Genomic DNA, 19,574 nt, shown 5'->3' with positions numbered 1-19,574 from the left:
TTCGTTTGCTATGGTCGTTGGAGCTACTTCAGCTCGGCCCGCTCGCTCTGCAAGCCACGGAAGATGCAGTAGCACATCACCAGCAGGATCACCGTGAAGAGCAGCCCGGTGGAAATCACCATGGACTGCAAGGCCGCCAATCCACCGCCGATAAGCAGGGCAATGGCCACGGCGCCTTCGAACACGCACCAGAACACGCGCTGCGGCACCGGCGCGTCAACCTTGCCGCCCGCCGTGATCGTATCGATCACGAGCGACCCGGAGTCGGAGGAGGTGACGAAGAAGACAATCACCAGAACGATGCCGATGAACGAGGTGATCGACGCAAGGGGCAGCTGTCCGAGCATCTGGAACAACTGGCGCGGCAACTCGGCGCTCTGGGCACCGGTGAAGTTGTCCGCAATCACCTGATGGATCGCGGTACCGCCGAAGATTGACATCCATGCCACGCAGACCAACGAGGGGATCAGCAGCACGCAGACGATGAACTCGCGCACCGACCGGCCGCGGCTCACGCGGGCGATGAACATGCCCACGAAGGGTGACCAGCTGATCCACCACGCCCAGTAGAACGCCGTCCAGCCTTGGCTGAAGTTCACGTCTTCACGGCCAAACGGATTGGCGAGCGCCGGCAGGAACTCCACGTAGGCCTTCAGGCTGTCCCAGAAGAACGCGAAAAGGAACGCCGTGGGGCCGACGATCAGAGTGAAGAGCGCCAGCAATCCGGCAAGACCCATGTTCACTTCCGACAGGACCTTCACGCCGCCGTCGAGCCCTCGAAGGACCGACACAAGCGCCACTGCCGTAATCGCCGAAATGAGGATGACCTCGGTCGTATTGCCAATCGGCACACCGAACAATTCGTTCAGGCCGGCATTGGCCTGCGTTGCACCGAAGCCCAGGGATGTCGCGAGGCCGAAGAGCGTCGCGAAGACGGCCAGAACGTCGATGACGTGGCCCGGCCAGCCCCAGATGCGGTCTCCGAACAGCGGGTAGAAGGCCGAGCGAATGGTGAGCGGCAGACCCTTGTTGTAGGTGAAAAGCGCCAGCGCCAGGCCGACGATTGCGTAAATCCCCCAGGGATGCAGGCCCCAATGATAGATGGTCGCGGCCATGCCAAGACGGATCGCGCCTTCCTGATCGTCGAGCGCCCCGGTGAGAGGTGCCCAGTCCGAGCGCAGCCCGTCTTCCGATACGGGGCCTCCGACCGAGGACGAGAAATGCGACAGCGGCTCGGACACGCCGTAGAACATCAGGCCGATGCCCATGCCCGCGGCAAAGAGCATCGAGAACCAGCCAAGGTAGGTGTAATCGGGCTCGGCCGTCGAGCCGCCCAGACGCACGCCGCCGTAGGGGGTCACGATCAGCAGCAGCGCGAAGAGCACGACGAGATCTGCCGAACCGATCAGGAACCAGTCGAAGTTCTTGGTGGTGAAGTTGAACATGCTCTGGAAGATCGCGCCGGCCTGATCTGGCAGCGCGAGGGTGAAGAACACGAAGGCCACGATCGCCGCGCCAGAGATGGCGAAGACCGGGTTGTGGATGTCGAAACCGAAGGGGCCAACCGTGCCGTCGACGTTGTCCTGTCCGATTTCGTATTCAGTATCAATGATGTCGGCCTCCCCCTCCGGTAAGGGTATGCCTTGATTGTTCGTTTCGTCTGTCACTACGAATCTCCTTCTTGGGGTCAAAAGCCGAGGCGAGAGCGTGAACATGCTTCGCTGCCGTCTCAGCGCGTCCCGGGGTTTTCGCGCGTGTCACGCGTCCCCTTCGTCACTGTACCACGCGTGCCGGCCCGTTCGAGCAAATGCGGCCACGGTGACGCGCGTGTAACAGCCATGATTACAGATCGAAAGCAGTTGGCGAAGGGAAAAGGGACTGCGTGTCAGCGGTTTTGCCGGCAAAACGGGTTGCTTTGACGGCTCATCGCAACGAATTCGGTCCCAAACGCGTTGTCATTCGATACGTAACGCCTCTCGGAAGGACGCAGGCAACATGCTCGATTGGATCGCTGCGAATTCATCATCCCTGCAATTGGCGATCAGCCTTGCGACGGCGGTGATCTGGATGGCTTACCTGCACATCCTGTGGCTCAATTTCCGCAGGCAGCGGCAGGCTGTGATCCTGATCAACCGGTCCATCGCGCAGGATGAGAACGCCCATTGCTTCGTGACCAACATGGGCGCCGAACCGATCTACCTGATGGAGGTCATGGCGCGGGTGAAAACCGACGACAAGACCTACGTCGTCAAGGTGACGGAGCGCGAGGAGATCCCGCTTGAGGATATGGACGACCCGCTGGCGCGGACCAACCAGGGCCCGCTCAAGAGCGGCGAGTTCGTCGACATCGGCAGCTTCCTCGACATCCTCCACCGCGCCGACGCCCGTGTCGGTACCGACGGGCTGTTCCACGAGGTGCAGGAGATGGAGATCATCGTCGCCGCCGCGGACGGCCACGCCAAGCACCTGATCGCCGCGTCCCGCAACTTCAACGCGGAATGGACGGACGACAAGCCTTGCTTCGTGCCCGACACCATCATGACGCGTCAGATCCGAAACTTCTTCCATCGCCACGGCATCGTGTCCATGCTGAAAGAAGAACTGAGTTAACGCGGCCCCGCACGCGTGGTCGGCTCAAAGTCGCAGACGGTAATAGACCACCCTCTCCGTCTCTTCGAACCCCGCGGCTTCATGGAACGACTGGCTGACGCGATTGTCGAGGTCGACGTCGGACGCCAACTCGGAACACCCCTGCCCCACGGCCCAGTCCCGGACCCTGTCGGTCAGGGCCATGCCGATGCCGGCACCGCGCAGATCGGAGCGCACGAAGAGACCTTCGAGATAACCCACCGGCGATGTCTCGCAGCCGTTCACGTGGTCCCGGCGCAGCGCGGCTTCTGCAAAGCCTTGGAGGCCCGCCGTTTCGTCGACGCTCAAAAAGGCCACGGCGTCAGACCGTTGCAGCATGTCCGTCACCTCGGCGCGATGCACATCCAGAGTGTCGCCGGGCCAAAGTAGCACACGCAACTCAACCCAATCTGCAATATCTGCCTCGGTCGCGATCCGGATTGTCATATCGCCAGCCTGCGAGAACTCCGTGCCTTATGCAACGTTAGGACGTCGGCGCGAGCCGCACTTCCATTCACTCCGACTGCATAGCTTCCGCAATCGGGTCAAACTGCTTGAGCACCTCGTGGATCGCATGGCCCGCCTCGGTAAGCCCGTAGGTCACCTTGGGTGGGATCGTGTTTTCCTGCTCGCGCCAGACCAGACCGTCGGCCTCCAACTCGCGCAGCCGTTGGGTCAGCACCTTGGGCGAGATGCCCGCGATGGTGCGTTTCAGAACGCCGAACCGGCAGGATTGTTGCGTGCCAAGAACGTAGATCACATGGGTTTTCCACTGGCCCCAGAGCTTTCGAAGCAGAGCGTCGGACGGACAACTCATCGCGTTCTCAATGGCTTGCGCCGATTTCAGGGTGGTTTCCATTCGGTAACGACTTTCAATAGGTGCCTGCGGATCTACATAGGATGGCAGTAGCGAAACACAACGGCACAGCGCAGGATGAAAGCCTCAGGTGCCGGCGAGAGAGGAGCATTCCATGTCCAGTTCCGATGCGAGAGCCATCCCCGGCCTGCACCACGTCACGGCCATTTCCGGCCCGCCGCAGGAGAACCTCGATTTCTGGGTCGGCACGCTCGGCCAGCGGTTCGTCAAGCGCACGGTGAACTTCGACGATCCCGGCACCTATCACCTCTACTACGGCGACGCTCAGGCCGCGCCGGGCTCGATCATGACCTTCTTTCCCTTCGTCGATGCGGGCCCCGGCCGCGCGGGCGCGGGCATGGCCTCGGCCGTGGCCTATGCCGTGGCGGATCTGGACAAGCGGATGGGCGAACTGGCGGACGCTGCCGTCGATTTCGAGGGTCCTTTCGAGCGATTTGGAGAACGCGCCATCGCGCTGAAAGACCCCGACGGCCTGCGGGTCGAACTGATCGAGGGCGGCGCGCGGGACGAGGGCTTCCACTCCGTCACCCTTTGGCTGAAGGACATCGCCGCGACCGCCTCGGTGCTGGAGGCCATGGGCTACGAGCACGAGGCCGACGAGGAGATCGTCACCGGCGGCACGGGCGGCACCGAGACACGCCGACGCTACCGCTCCACCGAGCCCGAGCGCGGCTCGGCGGTGGACCTGTTGACCTCGGATGCAGCCTCCATCGCGCGGCCGGGCGCCGGCACGATCCACCACGTGGCCTTCCGCGCCCGAGATGGAGAGGAGCAGCGCGCCTGGCGCGAGCGGCTCTCGGCCATCGGGCAGGAGGTGACGCCGGTGATCGACCGCCAATACTTCGACGCGATCTACTTCCGCACGCCCGGTGGCGTCCTGTTCGAGATCGCGACCGATCCACCGGGCTTCGCCGTCGATGAGGACTTCGAGCATTTGGGAGAAGCCCTGAAGCTGCCTGAGCAATACGAGGGCGACCGCGCGCGGCTCGAGCGGATCCTGCCACCGATCAAGGTGCCGAAGTGAGCGCCGGGATCGTTCCGGAAACAGGCGGGCACGGTCCACATGCGGGTCAGCGGCTGGTGAGCGCCGGTGCTCCGCTGGCGCGGGCCTCGGCCGTGGCGGTGATGCTGCACGGACGCGGTGGTCAGCCCGATGATATGATCGGGTTGGCCGAGCATTTGGGCCTTCCCGATCTCGCCGTCGTGGCCCCCGCCGCGGCGGGCCATTCCTGGTGGCCGGACTCGTTCCTGGCACCGTTGGAGGCCAATGAGCCGGGCCTCAGCAGCGGTTTGAGCGTCGTCGAGGCCTTGCTTGAGGCGCTGAGCGCCGAGAGTGTCGCGGCCGACAGGGTCGTTCTTGCAGGCTTCTCGCAGGGCGCGTGCCTCGCGCTGGAGGCCGCCGCGCGTCTGGCGCGTCCGTTCCGCGCCGTCGCCGCGTTGTCGGGCGGGCTGGTCGGCACGGATGACACGACAGAGCCCGGCTCCGAGGCGCTCTACGGTCATCGCCCGAAGCGCTTCGACTACGAGGGGCGCCTCGACGGGGTGCCAATCCTGATCGGCTGCCACGAGCGTGACCCCCATATCCCCCTCGCCCGCGTGCGGGAGAGCGCGCATGTGCTGCAAGAGATGGGGGCGGAAGTCGATACGATCATCATCCCCGGTGCCGGTCATGGCATCATCGAGCAGGAAGCAGCCTGGCTGCGCAAACACTTGAACAGCGACGCGTGACGGAGGCGAACATGAGCGACGATATCGAGATCACCCGCGAGGAAGGCGAGACCAAGGGGCGGTACAGGGCCGTCGTGGACGGCCACGAGGCCGAGCTGACATACTCCCGGCTCGGCAACGCCTCGATCATCATCAATCACACCGGCGTTCCCGACGCGCTCCGTGGGCGTGGCGTCGGTCAGGCATTGGTACAGCGCAGCGTCGAGGACGCCCGCGCCGAGGGTCGAAAGATCGTGCCGCTCTGCCCCTTCGCAAAAGCGCAGATTGCCAAACGTGCCGAATGGCAGGACGTGCTGTAAGCGCCAGCCTCGGGACCAATCACACTCGGCGCGTTGTCCCTTGAGGAACCATCTTCTCGATTGCCACCGAGTCTCTTGACAGGTGAGCCATCTCGGCTGAGCGTCTCCCAGAGATATGCAATCAAGCCTAGGCCTTATCCGGCTGCGGCCAATGGGAATTTCTGAAACCTTGCCGACGACAAAAGCCGACATTTCCCGTCGACCGCGCGTGTTGTCGACACCAAGCCAACGACGCGCTACCGCGAGCTTCCTTCCACGAGAACGCGTCTTTCGATGAGGCCAACCATGTCCCATGATCCCCTCTTGCAGCCCTACCAGTTGAAACACCTGACGCTTCGCAATCGGATCATGACGACAAGCCATGAACCCGCCTACCCCGAGGACGGCATGCCCACGGATCGCTACCGCGCCTATCACGAAGAACGCGCCAAGGCGGGCGTCGCGCTTGCGATGACGGCAGGCTCGGCGGCGGTGTCGAAGGACAGCCCTCCGGTGTTCAACAATGTGCTGGCCTACAAGGACGAGGTTGTGCCCTGGATCCAGCGATTGACCGATGGATGCCATGAGCATGGCTGCGCGGTCATGATCCAACTCACGCATCTGGGCCGCCGCACCACGTGGAACAAGGGTGATTGGCTGCCCTCGGTATCGTCGTCCAAGCACCGCGAACCAGCGCACCGCGCCTTTCCGAAGCTGCTGGAAGACTGGGACATTGAGCGCATCATCACCGACTTCGCAGATGCAGCCGAGCGGATGCAGGCGGGTGGCATGGACGGGATCGAGCTGCAGGTCTACGGACATCTGCTCGACCAGCTGTGGTCGCCGCTCACCAATGATCTGACCGGTCCCTACGGGGCGGACACGCTGGAGAACCGGATGCGGTTCCCGATGGATGTCTTGGCCGCGATCCGCAAGCGTGTCGGAGACGCGTTCATTGTCGGTCTCCGCTACACGGCGGATGAGGTCCAGAAAGGCGGCATCACCGAAGAGGAAGGGTTGGAAATCTCCAAACGACTGGCGGCGACCGGTCAGGTGGACTTCCTGAACGTGATCCGAGGACGCATACACACCGACCCCGCAATGACCGATATCATCCCGGTTCAAGGCATGAAGAGCGCGCCGCACCTGGATTTTGCAGGCCGCGTGAAGGCTGCAACCGGCATGCCGACGTTTCACGCGTCGCGCATTCCCGATGTCGCAACGGCGCGTCATGCGGTGCAAGCCGGGCTTCTGGATATGGTGGGCATGACCCGCGCCCATATGGCGGACCCCCATATCGTCAGGAAAATCGTCGAGGGGCGCGAGGAGGATATCCGCCCCTGCGTCGGCGCAACCTATTGCCTCGACCGTATTTATCAGGCCGGAGATGCGCTCTGCATCCACAACGCGGCTACGGGACGCGAGCTCGCGATGCCGCATGACATCACACCCGCAGATCAGAAGCGGAAGGTTGTCATCGTCGGCGCGGGCCCGGCCGGGTTGGAAGCCGCACGGGTCGCGGCGGAACGTGGGCATGAGGTTATCGTCTTCGAAGCGCAACCCGAACCCGGCGGCCAAGTGCGCCTGACAGCCCGCAACGCGCGTCGCAAGGAAATGATCGGCATCATCGATTGGCGCATGGCACAATGCGCCGCCAAGGATGTCGTGTTTCACTTCAACACGTGGGCGGAGCCAGAGGATGTGACGGCCCTGTCCCCCGATGTCGTGATCATAGCGACGGGGGGCCTTCCCAACACCGAGCTGTTCGAAACCGGCAAAGAGGCCGAGCATGTCGTCACGTCTTGGGACATCATCGCCGGCGACGTGAAGCCTGCGGAACATGTTCTGATCTACGATGAAAGCGGAGACCACGCCGCACTGCAGGCCGCCGAAGTGGCCGCCAAAGCTGGTTCGAAAGTGGAAATCATGACCCCCGATCGCACCTTCGCCCCAGACGTCATGGCGATGAACCTGGTGCCTTACATGCGAAGCCTACAGGACAAGGACGTGACCTTCACCGTGGCCCGCCGCCTTCTTGGAGTGGCCAAAGCGGGCAACAAGCTGAATGCCAGTATCGGGACGGACTACTCCGATTACGTGAGCATCGGCACCTACGACCAGATTGTCGTCAACTATGGCACCCTGCCGCTGGATGATCTGTACTTCGATCTCAAACCGTTGAGCTACAACGGTGGTGCAGTTGACTACGACAGCCTGATCGATGGGGCTGAACAGCATGTCATCCGTAACGAAAACGGGCAGTTCCAGCTCTTTCGCATAGGTGATGCCGTCTCCGCGAGGAATACCCACGCAGCAATCTATGATGCGCTGCGACTGGTTAAGGATATCTGAGGTTCATAACGGTCTATAAGCGCAAACTAATAAACATCGTTTGTAGCAAGATGCCCTCAATCAAGTTTCTCAGTCGTGTTCGAAAACCGCCTAAGATAGTGCCAAAATTCGGCGAACTCTGAGCATTGAGGATCGCGCTTAGTCACCGTATGTCACCAGCTCCCCCACATATACCGAAGTCGTGGATTTCATCGTAATAAGCACGCGGCGATCATCTAATCTGTGTATCCGTGCATCAGACCGAAGATAATCGCCCAAGTCTGTCAGTGAAGTCGTTAACCACGGGGTCGTATCAGGTCTTGAGTCGTGATCGTATCCTACGGTCAATTGCTCGACGCGGCCGGTGCGACCATCAGCATCCGTCTGCGCAAGGTCGCTGCCGCGCACTAGGAACACCTCGCCGCCATGGGTGAAGTTGGCCAGTAGAATGCCGAAGTCGCTGTCGGGCAGTTGTATTGCCCCGCCTCCGCTCAATGCTAGTAGACGACGTTCGTCGGGCTCATCGGCTGGTTGCGAAAGGAATGCGGCCGGTTCGACGAAGTCATGATCCTCTCCCGTGAAACGGACGCCACCGCCCGCTATGTGCTGCGCAGGACCCTCACGCTCGGGCCAGCCAAAATCCTCACCCCCACGCGCAATGTTCACCTCGTCGAAATCATCATCGCCGATATCGACGATCACGAGGCGCCCATCGGGAAGGAAGAACAGGTTGTGCGGGTTTCGCAATCCCCGCACAAACACCAAGTCGTCGGCTTCCCGACCAGCGCGTATGCTTTCAATCGGGTCCAGCCTCAGGACGCTGCCGAAAGGGGCCCGCACTGGCAGTTCATCCTGCGACCCGTCGTTGAACCTGTTGTCGCCAACGGAAACGAAAAGGTCGCCATATCCTTCATCTCCGACACCAAGATACGGATTGAAAGCGATTTGCCGAATGCCGTGGTTTTGAGTTCCCATCCCGAACTGGAACACTACTCGCGCGCCGGACACCTCGAAACGCCCTTCGAGAAATGCGGCAGGCGACACGGTCAATTCGACCAGTGACGCCACATGGGCGGCATCGGGCGCCATTGGCGACAAGAACGGCCCCGGCAAATCGGACTCTGCGGTCGTGTTCACGCTGAGGTAGAGACGGCCGTTCGATGCAAACGCGGGATGCGCCGCCACACCGCGCAGCCCCCCGTGCATCGAGCTGCTCACGTCTACCTCCAGGTCGAGGCGGTCCGCCAACAGCGCGGAGATCGAAAGGCGGTCGCGCATGTCTCCATCATCCCCAATCAGGAACAACGCCGCGTCATCGCGCACGCCGACCGACGCGATCACGACCTGGCTGCCGATGGCGACGGCGGATTGCGCATGGGGCGCCCGCCCCGAGGACGAGCTGGACGGCAAGTCCGCAAGGCGCCGGACGCTGAGAACCAGGTCACCGGCAGCCACGATCGGACCTCGCCCTATGTCTTCCGAGGTGTGAACCTCCGGAAAGGTCTGCCGCACACGGATCGCAATCCTGTGCCGGATCCCGTCCGATTCAATCTCAACCCAATCCGTTCCGGGCTGTTCCAGATCGGGGGTGTAGAGCGCGACGTCGCCCGTCAAGCGGACATCACCGTGGAACGGTCCCTCAACAACCCGCGCGCTGCCATCAACTGCAAGGATCGGCAAATCCCGAGCGCCGATCAGTATCTGGTGATTGATTATTTCTGCATGCGCGAGCGAACCAGCGCTCAAGGAAATCGAGACGAAAATGGCGCGGATAAAGGTAGGTTTCATTTCCACGGCCACTAATCCTTTACTGCGCCGAATGATGCCGGCAGCGGCATATTGGTGATTGCTGCCTTCCACGACAGAATGCCTTTTTCATGTATGCAATGTGGCAGGCGGCATGATGTGGTTCAGTTCGTGGCGATCTCCGGCCTGTAAAACAACAAGCTCGTGGCGCCCCCGAGACTGCGATTATACAATGGACGTCGCCCCTCCATCAGTGTGCGCGCGCGCGGATCGGCTGTCCTTGCAAAATAAGGTTCCAACCACGATAAATACTGGCTGTCCGTCATCTGGAGAAGTACCTGCTCATCGTCGACCCCAAGTGCGCGGACCAATTCGGGGTTATGGGTAAGATCCAATGCCATCCCCGCGATGTCGTGAATGCTGACCCCGTCAATTTCGATTGAATACGCCCTTATGCCCTGTCGCTCCATCATCTCGGCCAGCATCACCAGGTACATGGTGGCAAAGTTCTGATAGTGAACCGCACGCCGACCCCGAAGCATTTCCATCGGTAGGTGTCCGTCTTCCTCCGCCTCGTGCAACGCAAGCATGAAAGATCTTACGCCGAACTGGTACAGTTGATCGTGACGCGCCATGATGCCGATCGCCATCGCATAGACGCCGCGCCGATAGAGGTGGTTGTTGCAGCACGCCCGGCTTGGCAGCCCACTGATGCTGCTGTGGCGTAGAGCCACTGCCACCAGCCATGCGTCAATTTCAGCCAGATCGTCGGACCGACTCTCAACAACGATATCCCGCACGGACATGAGTGCGAACGCAATGCTGAAAAGGGTGCTTTCAGTGGTGTACCAAGCTTGCGGCGAAAACTCGGAATAGACGAACTCCTCCAGCGCTCCCGCCCGTGCCCACTGCAGCAAGACATCGACGATACAATCGGCATGGTAGCCGTCATTTAACACGGTTTCAGCGGCCGACAGCGCGCTCATTGCATCTTCAAACTCAAGGAAGACCTGAACCATTTCGCGCCAGGCAGTGTTGTCGACGTAGAATCCCGGCAGAACGATCTCATGATCGGGAACCGGTAACGCCATGACGGCCTGGCAGCTCTTCCCAAGCATATGCACATCAATCCAGTTCTGGAGTTCCGGTGACTCCGCCCGCGCGAGGTAGGCACGCCTGGCAGGAGCGTCGAAGTAGCCTGCCAAGGGATCTTCGACATGGTATCCCGAGACGTCAATCGAGGTGAGGATCTCGTAGGCATCCTCGGCTTCCTGGGCAATCGACGCGTCGGACCCAAAGCCGAGACCAAACGCCAGCGACAGGGTAAGGACCTCGGCCCCATGCCAAAACTTCCCGATGCCCGGCAACATCCAGCGATAGAACATTCAACCGCTCTCCAGTCCGTCAGCCACATCTTCAACGTCCCATATTTGGGATAATCGATCCCAAAGTGATAGGTTACGGCGCCGGATCGAAACCTCGACGGGTTGACCTATCAAAGAGGAATTCAGCGCTTCGCCGACAGTTAATATGACCGACGCCAACGTCGGCTCCTGTCTAAGCCATTGTGGGAAACCGACGCGAGGCTGCTGCCTTGGATCAAGGGTAATGCGCTCAACCAGTCCGTGGATCGTTTCTCCGGTCGCGACATTGGTGACCAATGCAGTTTGTCCCACGAACATTGAGCCGATATCCAGAACATGCACCAAGGCTTCTACTCGCAGCGCATCCTCGACCGTGCGCGCCAGAACGGCCACCGTGTCGCCGGGAACTACCCATGCGGCATCTTCCTGATGCCAGGTCACAATGCACTCGCAAGGGGAATATCCGACCAAGCTCGACAGGCGAACTTCCAGCGCACTGAGTTCGCCTTCAGTTAATGAAAGTGTGCGCCGGATGTCCTGCACCGACGCGCGCCCTCCCACCATCGAAAGCAAATCCGTCGCGTTTGCATCTCCAAGTGGCACACCTTCATGCGTCACGGCCTGCGGCGTGCCCTCAGCAGCGGTCAGACCGTCGCTCTGAGGTTCGCCGATCGCCACCGATGCGCTTTCAGCCGATGCCGACTCAGCGTCTTGTAGCATCTGCGTCAGGAATTCTACACGCGCCCGCAGCTCGTCCGCGTCGGCCACCAGTGATGCTGAATGTACCGTATACAGCAGATCATCTCGGCTGACCGACTGACCCAACGTCTCAATGGGTGTCCTGATTTGCCCCATCTCGGCGCTCATCATCTCCACCGCAGGCGCCGTGACAGTGGCGAATTGCGCCTTAATCAGAAAGAAGCGCTCGAACGCGGACGCACCGACGAAGCCGATTGCGCCCAAGATCACGACCGCCGACAAAGCGATGCCCGCGATGTTTTTCAACCGCCGCGCAGGGGGAACCGGCGTAGCCGGGCTCGACGTCACAGCTGTCTGCGTCTCGGGATCATGGTCTTCGATCAAATCGCTCGTCGTCGGCACATGTCCCGCATGGTAGCTGCGCACGAGCCTTCGTAGAGCTTCGCGACTGCGTCCGTTCATCTTTCTGAACGTAAAACGCGTTAGATTGTCCGACACATCTTTCTGCTCTTCGTTTACTTCCGCAGTCCCAACGAACACAGCAACCACGCCGTAAAGATCGACGTGCAAACTGACTTCGACCGTTGCGCCGCTAGCAAGTGGGTCATTAGCCGATTGCCGCTGACTGATGGGCTTGGTGTAAACCTCGAATTCGTCGAGTGTCAGTGCATGACCTTTGTAATGGTTCGACCCCACCGTCACGAGAAACGGCAATTGCACGGGCTCGATCAGGTTGGTATTCCGGTGGATCATGCGAACGCCGTCATGTCCTCTATTTCGTAAAAAATTTTTCGTGGCGCCCGATGCCTGATCGAAATCCGTGCGCGTCATCGGCCACCTCCCAAGAATTCAGCGGCGCTGACGGCAGAGGTAAACGCACGCATGGCCTGAGAACTTGTCCCGCTGCTTACAGACCCGAGTTGGCCGGTGAACAAGCCGATGCCGACAAGAAAAGTGCCGATGGACGCGGCATACAACAGAAACCCGCTCCATTCCTGTACTCGTATTGGCTTTCTTTTGTTTGATATGGCCTGGCGGGTCCAACTCTGGCGATCCGGATGAAACAGGATCCAACTCTTCATGAACGCGCCCCAGATTTGGTTGTAGTACATCAGGAATGGCCAACTTGCGGAGAACCGTCCGTAGTTCATGGCTGCGCCGATGCTCATCACGGTGCGGGTCAGGATCGCCCACGCCAAATAGTAAAATATGAAGACTGGCGAGATGAAAATTGCGAGCAAGAGGGTTGCAAATGGACCCGCAAGGGAGGTCCAGATCGACAGTCTTTGATCAATCAGGGACCACCAGACGAATAGTCCGATCGAGCTCGGTCCCAATGCAATCGCCCGGCCGTTGGTGCGCAACATGTTCCCGAACCATCTGCGCATCAGTTGTGTTGTAGATGGAATGAAACGGCCTGGAGAGGGAAGCTCCTCCTGCCCGAAACTCGCGACGTCCGGCACGTAGAGCATCTTCCCGCCGCGCCGCAGAACATTAAACCATGTGCTCTTGTCATCCCCAGTCAGAAACTTGATCTCTCCAAGGCGCCAATGGTCGGTGCTATCGTCCTCGACCTGGGCAATGAGATCCGACGACGTGGCGATGTCGGTGCGAAAAAGAGAGTAGCGCCCGGTAAGTACAAGCAGCTTCCGAGAAAGCGCCATCGATGCCATGATTGTATGCCGCTGTGCCAACCGTAGCGCATACCAGTTCCGCGTCAGAAAGCTTCCGTGGACATACGCATCATTGTTTGTCGTCACAGCAGCCAAGTCGGGGTCAGCAGAAAAGAACGGCAAAACGCGGGATATTGCGTCGCGCTCGAGCACGACATCGCCGTCCATCAAGATTGTCACTGACCTTGATGGCGGAAGGTCGCGCGCAACTACACGCAGCGCCTCACCGATGGCCGCTCGTTTCCCTGCGCCCAATTGGAACTGGGCGACGATCTCGACATTCTCCGGACAGCCGGCAGAAAAATAAACACGGTTCAGCAAGCGACGATCGCGGTCGGAAGTGATGGAGGCAACGATGGTCGTTGGCACCCTGCTTTCGACCGCAGCGTCGATCACCGACTCGTAACAACGAATGAAATAATCGTCGGGGATCTTGTAGGACAAAACGACAGCATAAACGCGACGGACGAGTTGCTGCGACGCCTCGGCTTCTCGCCGCATGCGTGGAAATACACGCTTTAGATAGATCCGCGCTCGGAGTTGGTGACACAACCACCAGGAATATCTCCAGAACGCGATGAACCCGATCGTAAGGAAAAACGGCACCGCCGCCTCTGGTCGCGCGCTCGACAATGCCAAATGCCAGATAAATGTCGTTACACCAATAAAGATTGCAGCCGACCTAAACTCACAAGCCCAAGCCGACTGGTGCTGTTGCGTTGCACACAACATCTCAACACCCCCCACCAAAAAATACTCTATACTATCAACACATTGCGTCCCATTAGTTACAGCTTGGTAACCATTCTTAACCCAACATGTGATTCGTTTGGTAAGAATCTGGACATGCGACATGGGTTTGCTGCACAAATCGGGTGAACGGCGAGGTTACCCCTTCCCCGGACAGTCGTGTTCTGTGGCTTGATAAACTGGGCGGCACCACCATGCGGTTTCTAATTACTATCGAGGCGCTATAGCTCGCCGCACCGACCTTCGAGAAGAACGGGGCGACACGATGGACCGCTATGATCGGGATGGATGTTGCGACAGGCGGCGAGAGCTTCTGTTGGACCGGACCCGCTCTGACATTGTCCCATCGCCGTCCTTCGAATTCCTCACTGACTCAACTACATCGACCCAGCCCGTGCCTAAGCCCCAGCCAGTCGATCCAACTGACCGCACCAAAAGGGACACGCCGCCAATTTTGGCGCGGAGGCGCTTGGCGGTCTCATAATTCCCCTTGGCCTCCACCTTGCGCAAACAGGCCAAAACGGTTGGCGAGGTGATTGCAGTGATTGGCAGAGCGCCGAAGTCCGCGCAGGCCATGCCCAGCAACCATTCTATTTTCGCCTTCGTCGCGTCCGCTTTCCCTTCGCGTCGGCCCTTGTCGATGAAGGCTTTGGCTTGCGCCGCGAAGGTATTGCCTCGTATTTCTCTATCCACCCGCTTCTGTTCTTGTTTGACCGCTCCCGGATCACTGCCATCGGCCAAAGTGGAACGGGCCTGATCCTTCAGCTTCCGGGCGGTCGCGAGGCCGACACTGGGATAGGCTCCAAACGACAGGCGCTTTTCCCGGCCATCAATCCTGTACTTCAGATGCCACAGTCGCGACACCGACGGGGTCACTGTTATGTAGAGACCGTCTTGGTCGCCGACCTTGTAGGGTTTCGCCTTGGGTTTCAGGATACGAATCTTCGCGTCGCTAAGGGGCATCTGGGGGCATCCTGTTTTTCGCGTTTCCGCGACGCCTCCAAAAGCGCCCCCAATGCGGGGGCATTCCATGGGATGTGGCTGGACAAGACCGGACAACCACCCATCGCATATCCCTTACGCATAAAGCCTTGGTGAAGGCCATTGGATGATCTCAAATTGGAAAATGGTGCCCCCACACGGACTCGAACCGCGGACCTACTGATTACAAATCAGTTGCTCTACCAGCTGAGCTATAGGGGCACGTGCAGCATCGTGGCTACGCGACGCGCTATAGCAAGGTTTTGGCCCGGCGGGCAACGGCGAAATTGAGGGGGTGCTCGCGAGCGTCAGCCCCGCCTCTTCCGATGCTCCATCATAGGCAATTCGCCCAGCGAGGCGCGGTGCGTTGGAACGGGAATTGCGTCGCGTTGCCGGTTACGGTTACAGTCTCGCAAAACTCTGATCAGGGCAGAAATCAGACCATGCAGGTTGTCTATCATCTCGGCGCACCCTGCACCGATGCAGACCAGCTCCTCGTCTCTCTTCTCAAGAACCGTTTGCGGTTGGCGCAGGCGGGGATATCCGTGCCGCCGCCGGGGCGGTATCGTTCGGTCATCCGGGATACGGCGCGGGCGCTGAAGGGGCGACCCGCCGGCGAAGATGTCCAGGATGCGCTGCTCGACGCGATCGTTGATGACGCGGAAGTCGATCGCCTAATCCTCTCGGACCCGCGTTTCGTCTGCATCAATCGCCTGGTGGTCCAGGGTGCCCAGATCTGGCCCATGGTGGATCGCTCCGCCACCGGTTTGCGGGCCTTGTTCCCCGAGGCCGAGATCGAATTCTTCATCGGCATGCGTGATCCCGCAACCCTGATCCCGGCGCTGTTCAAGGCCTCTCGCTTCACCGAATTCGAAGAATTTACCGAGAACATGCAGCCCCATGCTGTGACCTGGTCCGAGACGATGCGGCGCTTGCAGATGGCGCATCCCGACTGCCGGATCACGACTTGGTGCAACGAGGACACGCCGCTCCTGTGGGGCGAGATCCTGCGCGCGATGGCAGGTGTGGGCCCTACTGCCAAACTCGTCGGGGTCGATGACCTTGCGGCCACGATCATGGAGGAAGAGGGCTATCGGCGCATGCGGGGATGGCTGGACCAGAACCCGCCTGAAACCGAGACCCAACGCCGTCGCGTCCTCGCCGCGTTCCTCGAGCGTTACGCGAAGGAAGAAGAGATTGAAGAGACGCTGAACCTGCCGGGCTGGACCGAAGACCTGATGGATACGCTGTCCCAAAGCTACGACGAGGACATGGAGGTGATCAGCCGCATTCCCGGTGTGACCCTGCTGACACCGTGACCGTCCCGGCGCGGCTCCGGATCGGCGCGCTGGAGGCCCATCGCATCACGCACGGAGATGCAGAATTCATTAGCGATCTCATGAGCTTGCCAGAGATGCGCGCGCACCGACCCGATCCGAGTGCGCCCTCGAAGGACCAGCTGGACGACAGCCTCGCCAAGGATCTCGATCATTGGGCGCACCATGGTATCGGCCGCTACGTCGTCTGCCACGAAGCGAAACCCGTGGGCCTCTGCGGCCTGACCCGACGCCCCGGATACCCCGGGTGGAACCTCTCCTATCACCTGCATCCCGAACACTGGGGAAAGGGATGGGCGGGGCTGATGGCGCGGGCCATGGTCGCACTGGCCGAAACCCATACGAAAGAGGCTTACCTCCACGGACTGGTGCGCCCGGCCAACCCGGCTTCGGCCCGTGTGCTGGAAAAGGCATGCTTCACCGAGGCCGGTACCGTCGCACTCGGCGGTGCGGAAAGCCGTCTCTGGATACGCGCCTTGGGCACCGCGCGAACTTGAGGATCGAGATCTACGCGTCAGATCTTAACGCCCTGCGCGCTTCGCCAGATCGTGCGGCCATCGCCTACGCCGTCCTGCACACCCATGCCCAAGCCGGACAACACGGCGCGCCGGACCAGCTGCGCGAGATCTTGCGCCGCGTCCTCTACACACCCGAGGTGGAGCTTGCCCCTTGGCTGACGGCACACGCCCGCGCCCATAACGGCGCGGTCTCACACCACCTTCACCAACACATCCGCGCAAGCATGCCAACGCTCCAAATGGGGCGCTGGCTTCCCCTGCCCCGCACCTCGGCTTAGCTCATGCCGAGCGCTTCCTTGTACATCTCGAGAACGGCTTCTTCCTCGGCAATATCGTCAGGCTCGCGCTTGCGCAGAGCAACGACCTTGCGGATCACCTTGGTGTCGTAGCCGCGCGACTTCGCCTCGGCCATCACCTCTTTCTGCTGCTCGGCGATGTCCTTCTTCTCCGCTTCCAGCCGCTCGAAGCGCTCGATGAACTGGCGCAATTCGTCCGCGGTCACGCGGTAGCTGTCAGGGCGGGCGTCGGTCTCTTGCATGTCATCCATTGGGATTTGATCCTTCTTGACTCAATGGGCCTCTCGATCCCCTTCCGTAGCCGCGCCGACCCGCGCCCGCAAGACTTGCAGCCCACGCCAGTTTCACTAGTGTCTGGCGAAACGAAAAGGGGTCGAAGATGGGTTGGTTGGTCTTGATAGGCAGCGCGCTGGCGGTAATCGGCCTGTGTCTGCTCGGTTATTGCATCTATCAAGCCATCAAGGCCAAGCGCTCCGGACTGGACGACGCCGCGATGCGCCTGCGATTGCAGAAGATCGTGGCGATAAACATGGGCGCGCTTCTGCTGTCCGTCCTGGGCCTCATGTCCGTGGTTCTAGGCGTCTTCCTCGGCTGAACACGCTCCCCCGCTCCCCTTCATCTTGGCCAGAACAACTCCGGGGGAGAGAGGCTCTTGCCGAAGGGAAGAGCCTCTTGGGGGCAGCGCCCCCCGCCCGCCGCTCGACGGGCCATGAACGACCTGCGCCCTTAAGGGCGCGCTATCTGCAACGTTTCATCAACCCGGCGCGGGCGGCTCTTTCGTTCCAGCGTCGAAAGCTTCCCACCCCTCGCCCCCGAATACGTCGACGCCCAACTGCGCGAGCACATCCGGGAAGTCGACCATCACGTAGTTGTCGACGATCTTGCCGTCCACGACCTTCCAGAAATCCATGTAGCGGATGGTCACCCGGCGCCCGGTGGGCTCGACCCCCATGAACCGGCCCGAGTGCGTGGCCTCCTGTCGACCGAAAGCCGCGGCCCATTCGCCCATGTAAAGCCGGGCTTCGTCGACGCAGACCTTGTCCGAGAACGCGGCCTGGAACGGTTTTTGCCAGTTTTCCTGAAACTCCCGCAGACCCTCCTTGGTGCCGCACCCGCGGTTGCCCATCCAGCGGAAACCCTCGGCGAAAAACTCGCCGATGTCGGCGATCCGGTGATCGTTCAACCCGTCGACCATCCCTTCGATGACGGCGCGGGTGGCGTCGGTCTTGTCCATGTCGGTGTCGCGCGTCAGCACGGCCTGCTCGGGGCGGCTTCCCTTCATCTCACTCTCCTGATCGTGGTGTTACAGTCGCTGCCCGGTCTGCGCATCGAAGAGATGCGTGATCCCTTCGGGCAGTGCGATGCCCACCGGTGCGCCGATCTCCGCGCGGTAATCCTTCGCGGCCTTCACCGCCACCAGCGTCCCGCCGGCCCGGACCGTCACCATCGTGGCATCGCCCAACAATTCCATCGAATAGACCTGCGCGTTGATCTGGCCCTGCCCCGGTTCGGTCACTTCGGCGTCTTCTGCCCGGAACCCGAGGGTCACCTCGCCCGAGGCCCCGACCAGTCCGGGAACCGAGACGTTTTCGCCCTGGAATGTCCCGTCCACGATCTCGCCCTGCATCAGGTTCATCGCGGGCGAGCCGATGAAGCCTGCCACGAAGGTATTGGCCGGATTGTCATAGATATCCGTCGGCGTGCCGACCTGCTGGACCACCCCTGCCTTCATCACCACGACACGGTCAGCGAGCGTCATCGCCTCGATCTGGTCATGGGTCACGTAGATCGTGGTCACCTTCAACTCATGGGACAGGTTCTTGATCTGCGCCCGGGTCGAGACCCGCAGCTTGGCGTCGAGGTTCGAGAGAGGCTCGTCCATCAGGAACACCTGCGGCTCGCGCACGATCGCGCGGGCGAGTGCCACACGCTGGCGTTGGCCACCCGACAATGCGGCAGGCTTGCGGTGCATGAAATCTTCCAGCTCCACCATCGCGGCGGCGCGGGCCACGCGGGCCTCGTGCTCGGCCTCCGGCACCTTGCGCACCTTCAGGGGGAAACGGATGTTCTCCCAGACCGTCATGTTGGGGTAGAGCCCGTAGCTCTGGAACACCATCGCCACGTCGCGATCCTTCGGGTCCAGTCCCGTGACCTCGCGGTCACCGATCCAGATTTCGCCTTCCGTGGGGTCTTCCAGACCCGCGATCATCCGCATGGTCGTGGTCTTGCCACAGCCCGACGGACCAAGGAGCACGAGGAATTCCTGATCCTCGATCTCTAGGTGGAAATCATCCACACCAATGAAGTTTCCCCACCGTTTCGATACGTGGTTCAGCCGGATCCGTGCCATGATTCATCCTTCCGCGCG

At 60.8% G+C, this 19,574-nt stretch carries 20 protein-coding genes and 1 tRNA gene; 9 read left to right on the top strand and 12 right to left on the bottom strand.

The genetic code is table 11. From position 1 onward, the window contains the following. Positions 1–23 precede the first annotated feature (23 nt). Positions 24–1,667, bottom strand: a complete 1,644-nt coding sequence (locus KYE46_RS09280; RefSeq protein WP_219000346.1) for a BCCT family transporter — start codon at positions 1,665–1,667, stop codon at positions 24–26. A gap of 328 nt (positions 1,668–1,995) precedes the next feature. On the opposite strand from KYE46_RS09280, the gene KYE46_RS09275 reads away from it, so the two are divergent. Then, complete coding sequence (locus tag KYE46_RS09275) at positions 1,996–2,610, top strand: hypothetical protein (protein ID WP_219000345.1); 615 nt, start codon at positions 1,996–1,998, stop codon at positions 2,608–2,610. 24 nt (positions 2,611–2,634) lie between these two features. Here the strand turns inward: KYE46_RS09275 and aac(6') are convergent, their stop codons facing one another. Both aac(6') and KYE46_RS09265 read right to left on the bottom strand, forming a co-directional pair. Further along, entirely contained in the window at positions 2,635–3,075 is a 441-nt protein-coding gene (gene aac(6') / locus KYE46_RS09270) for an aminoglycoside 6'-N-acetyltransferase (protein WP_219000344.1), read from the bottom strand. A gap of 67 nt (positions 3,076–3,142) precedes the next feature. Next, on the bottom strand, positions 3,143–3,487 hold the full coding sequence (locus tag KYE46_RS09265; RefSeq protein WP_219000343.1) for a winged helix-turn-helix transcriptional regulator: 345 nt from the start codon (positions 3,485–3,487) through the stop codon (positions 3,143–3,145). A gap of 112 nt (positions 3,488–3,599) precedes the next feature. On the opposite strand from KYE46_RS09265, the gene KYE46_RS09260 reads away from it, so the two are divergent. The 4 genes from KYE46_RS09260 (at position 3,600) to KYE46_RS09245 (ending at position 7,863) form a co-directional block, all read left to right on the top strand. Next, a complete protein-coding gene (locus KYE46_RS09260; RefSeq protein WP_219000342.1) occupies positions 3,600–4,529 on the top strand; it encodes a ring-cleaving dioxygenase in 930 nt (309 codons plus the stop codon). Between the two features lie 56 nt (positions 4,530–4,585). Further along, entirely contained in the window at positions 4,586–5,233 is a 648-nt protein-coding gene (locus KYE46_RS09255) for an alpha/beta hydrolase (protein WP_219000341.1), read from the top strand. An 11-nt stretch (positions 5,234–5,244) separates the two neighbouring features. Beyond that, entirely contained in the window at positions 5,245–5,532 is a 288-nt protein-coding gene (locus KYE46_RS09250; protein WP_219000340.1) for a GNAT family N-acetyltransferase, read from the top strand. 285 nt (positions 5,533–5,817) lie between these two features. Further along, a complete protein-coding gene (locus KYE46_RS09245) occupies positions 5,818–7,863 on the top strand; it encodes an NADH:flavin oxidoreductase (RefSeq protein WP_219000339.1) in 2,046 nt (681 codons plus the stop codon). 138 nt (positions 7,864–8,001) lie between these two features. Here the strand turns inward: KYE46_RS09245 and KYE46_RS09240 are convergent, their stop codons facing one another. From KYE46_RS09240 to KYE46_RS09215, 6 genes are all read right to left on the bottom strand, one after another. Continuing rightward, positions 8,002–9,702, bottom strand: a complete 1,701-nt coding sequence (locus KYE46_RS09240) for a PQQ-dependent sugar dehydrogenase (RefSeq protein ID WP_219000338.1) — start codon at positions 9,700–9,702, stop codon at positions 8,002–8,004. Positions 9,703–9,752: 50 nt separating this feature from the next. Then, positions 9,753–10,973 (bottom strand): alginate lyase family protein, encoded by a 1,221-nt coding sequence (locus KYE46_RS09235; protein WP_219000337.1) that lies wholly within the window; start codon positions 10,971–10,973, stop codon positions 9,753–9,755. Next, positions 10,974–12,482 carry an HlyD family secretion protein gene (locus tag KYE46_RS09230; RefSeq protein ID WP_219000336.1) on the bottom strand — a complete coding sequence of 503 codons (1,509 nt, stop codon included), beginning with the start codon at positions 12,480–12,482 and terminating at the stop codon, positions 10,974–10,976. Continuing rightward, positions 12,479–14,056 carry a glycosyltransferase gene (locus KYE46_RS09225; RefSeq protein ID WP_219000335.1) on the bottom strand — a complete coding sequence of 526 codons (1,578 nt, stop codon included), beginning with the start codon at positions 14,054–14,056 and terminating at the stop codon, positions 12,479–12,481. Before KYE46_RS09225 ends, KYE46_RS09230 begins: the two co-directional genes overlap by 4 nt. A 291-nt stretch (positions 14,057–14,347) precedes the next feature. Beyond that, positions 14,348–15,037, bottom strand: coding sequence for a tyrosine-type recombinase/integrase (locus tag KYE46_RS09220; RefSeq protein WP_247716813.1), 690 nt, complete (start codon positions 15,035–15,037; stop codon positions 14,348–14,350). 164 nt (positions 15,038–15,201) lie between these two features. Further along, a tRNA-Thr gene (locus tag KYE46_RS09215) sits at positions 15,202–15,277 on the bottom strand. A 221-nt stretch (positions 15,278–15,498) separates the two neighbouring features. On the opposite strand from KYE46_RS09215, the gene KYE46_RS09210 reads away from it, so the two are divergent. The 3 genes from KYE46_RS09210 to KYE46_RS09200 are packed head-to-tail and all read left to right on the top strand — an operon-like array spanning position 15,499 to position 17,188. Then, complete coding sequence (locus KYE46_RS09210) at positions 15,499–16,374, top strand: hypothetical protein (protein WP_219000333.1); 876 nt, start codon at positions 15,499–15,501, stop codon at positions 16,372–16,374. Next, positions 16,371–16,889: a GNAT family N-acetyltransferase gene (locus KYE46_RS09205; protein ID WP_283095190.1), complete on the top strand. Its 519-nt coding sequence runs from the start codon at positions 16,371–16,373 to the stop codon at positions 16,887–16,889. Before KYE46_RS09210 ends, KYE46_RS09205 begins: the two co-directional genes overlap by 4 nt. Continuing rightward, positions 16,886–17,188 (top strand): hypothetical protein, encoded by a 303-nt coding sequence (locus KYE46_RS09200; protein ID WP_219000331.1) that lies wholly within the window; start codon positions 16,886–16,888, stop codon positions 17,186–17,188. Before KYE46_RS09205 ends, KYE46_RS09200 begins: the two co-directional genes overlap by 4 nt. Here the strand turns inward: KYE46_RS09200 and KYE46_RS09195 are convergent. Then, on the bottom strand, positions 17,185–17,457 hold the full coding sequence (locus tag KYE46_RS09195) for a DUF2312 domain-containing protein (protein ID WP_219000330.1): 273 nt from the start codon (positions 17,455–17,457) through the stop codon (positions 17,185–17,187). The genes KYE46_RS09200 and KYE46_RS09195 overlap by 4 nt on opposite strands. Before the next feature lie 128 nt (positions 17,458–17,585). Between KYE46_RS09195 and KYE46_RS09190 the strand changes: the two genes are divergently transcribed. Continuing rightward, a complete protein-coding gene (locus tag KYE46_RS09190) occupies positions 17,586–17,801 on the top strand; it encodes a hypothetical protein (RefSeq protein ID WP_219000329.1) in 216 nt (71 codons plus the stop codon). Between the two features lie 159 nt (positions 17,802–17,960). Here KYE46_RS09190 and KYE46_RS09185 read toward each other — a convergent pair whose 3' ends face one another. Next, entirely contained in the window at positions 17,961–18,488 is a 528-nt protein-coding gene (locus KYE46_RS09185) for an ester cyclase (RefSeq protein ID WP_219000328.1), read from the bottom strand. 21 nt (positions 18,489–18,509) lie between these two features. Beyond that, positions 18,510–19,556 (bottom strand): ABC transporter ATP-binding protein, encoded by a 1,047-nt coding sequence (locus tag KYE46_RS09180; RefSeq protein WP_219000327.1) that lies wholly within the window; start codon positions 19,554–19,556, stop codon positions 18,510–18,512. Positions 19,557–19,574: the final 18 nt, after the last annotated feature.

The sequence above is a fragment of the Gymnodinialimonas ceratoperidinii genome, from assembly GCF_019297855.1.
In the GTDB taxonomy this organism is placed as follows: domain Bacteria; phylum Pseudomonadota; class Alphaproteobacteria; order Rhodobacterales; family Rhodobacteraceae; genus Gymnodinialimonas; species Gymnodinialimonas ceratoperidinii.
The sequence above is the reverse complement of the archived record's forward strand: the minus strand, read 5'-3'. Positions and strand labels throughout refer to the sequence as shown.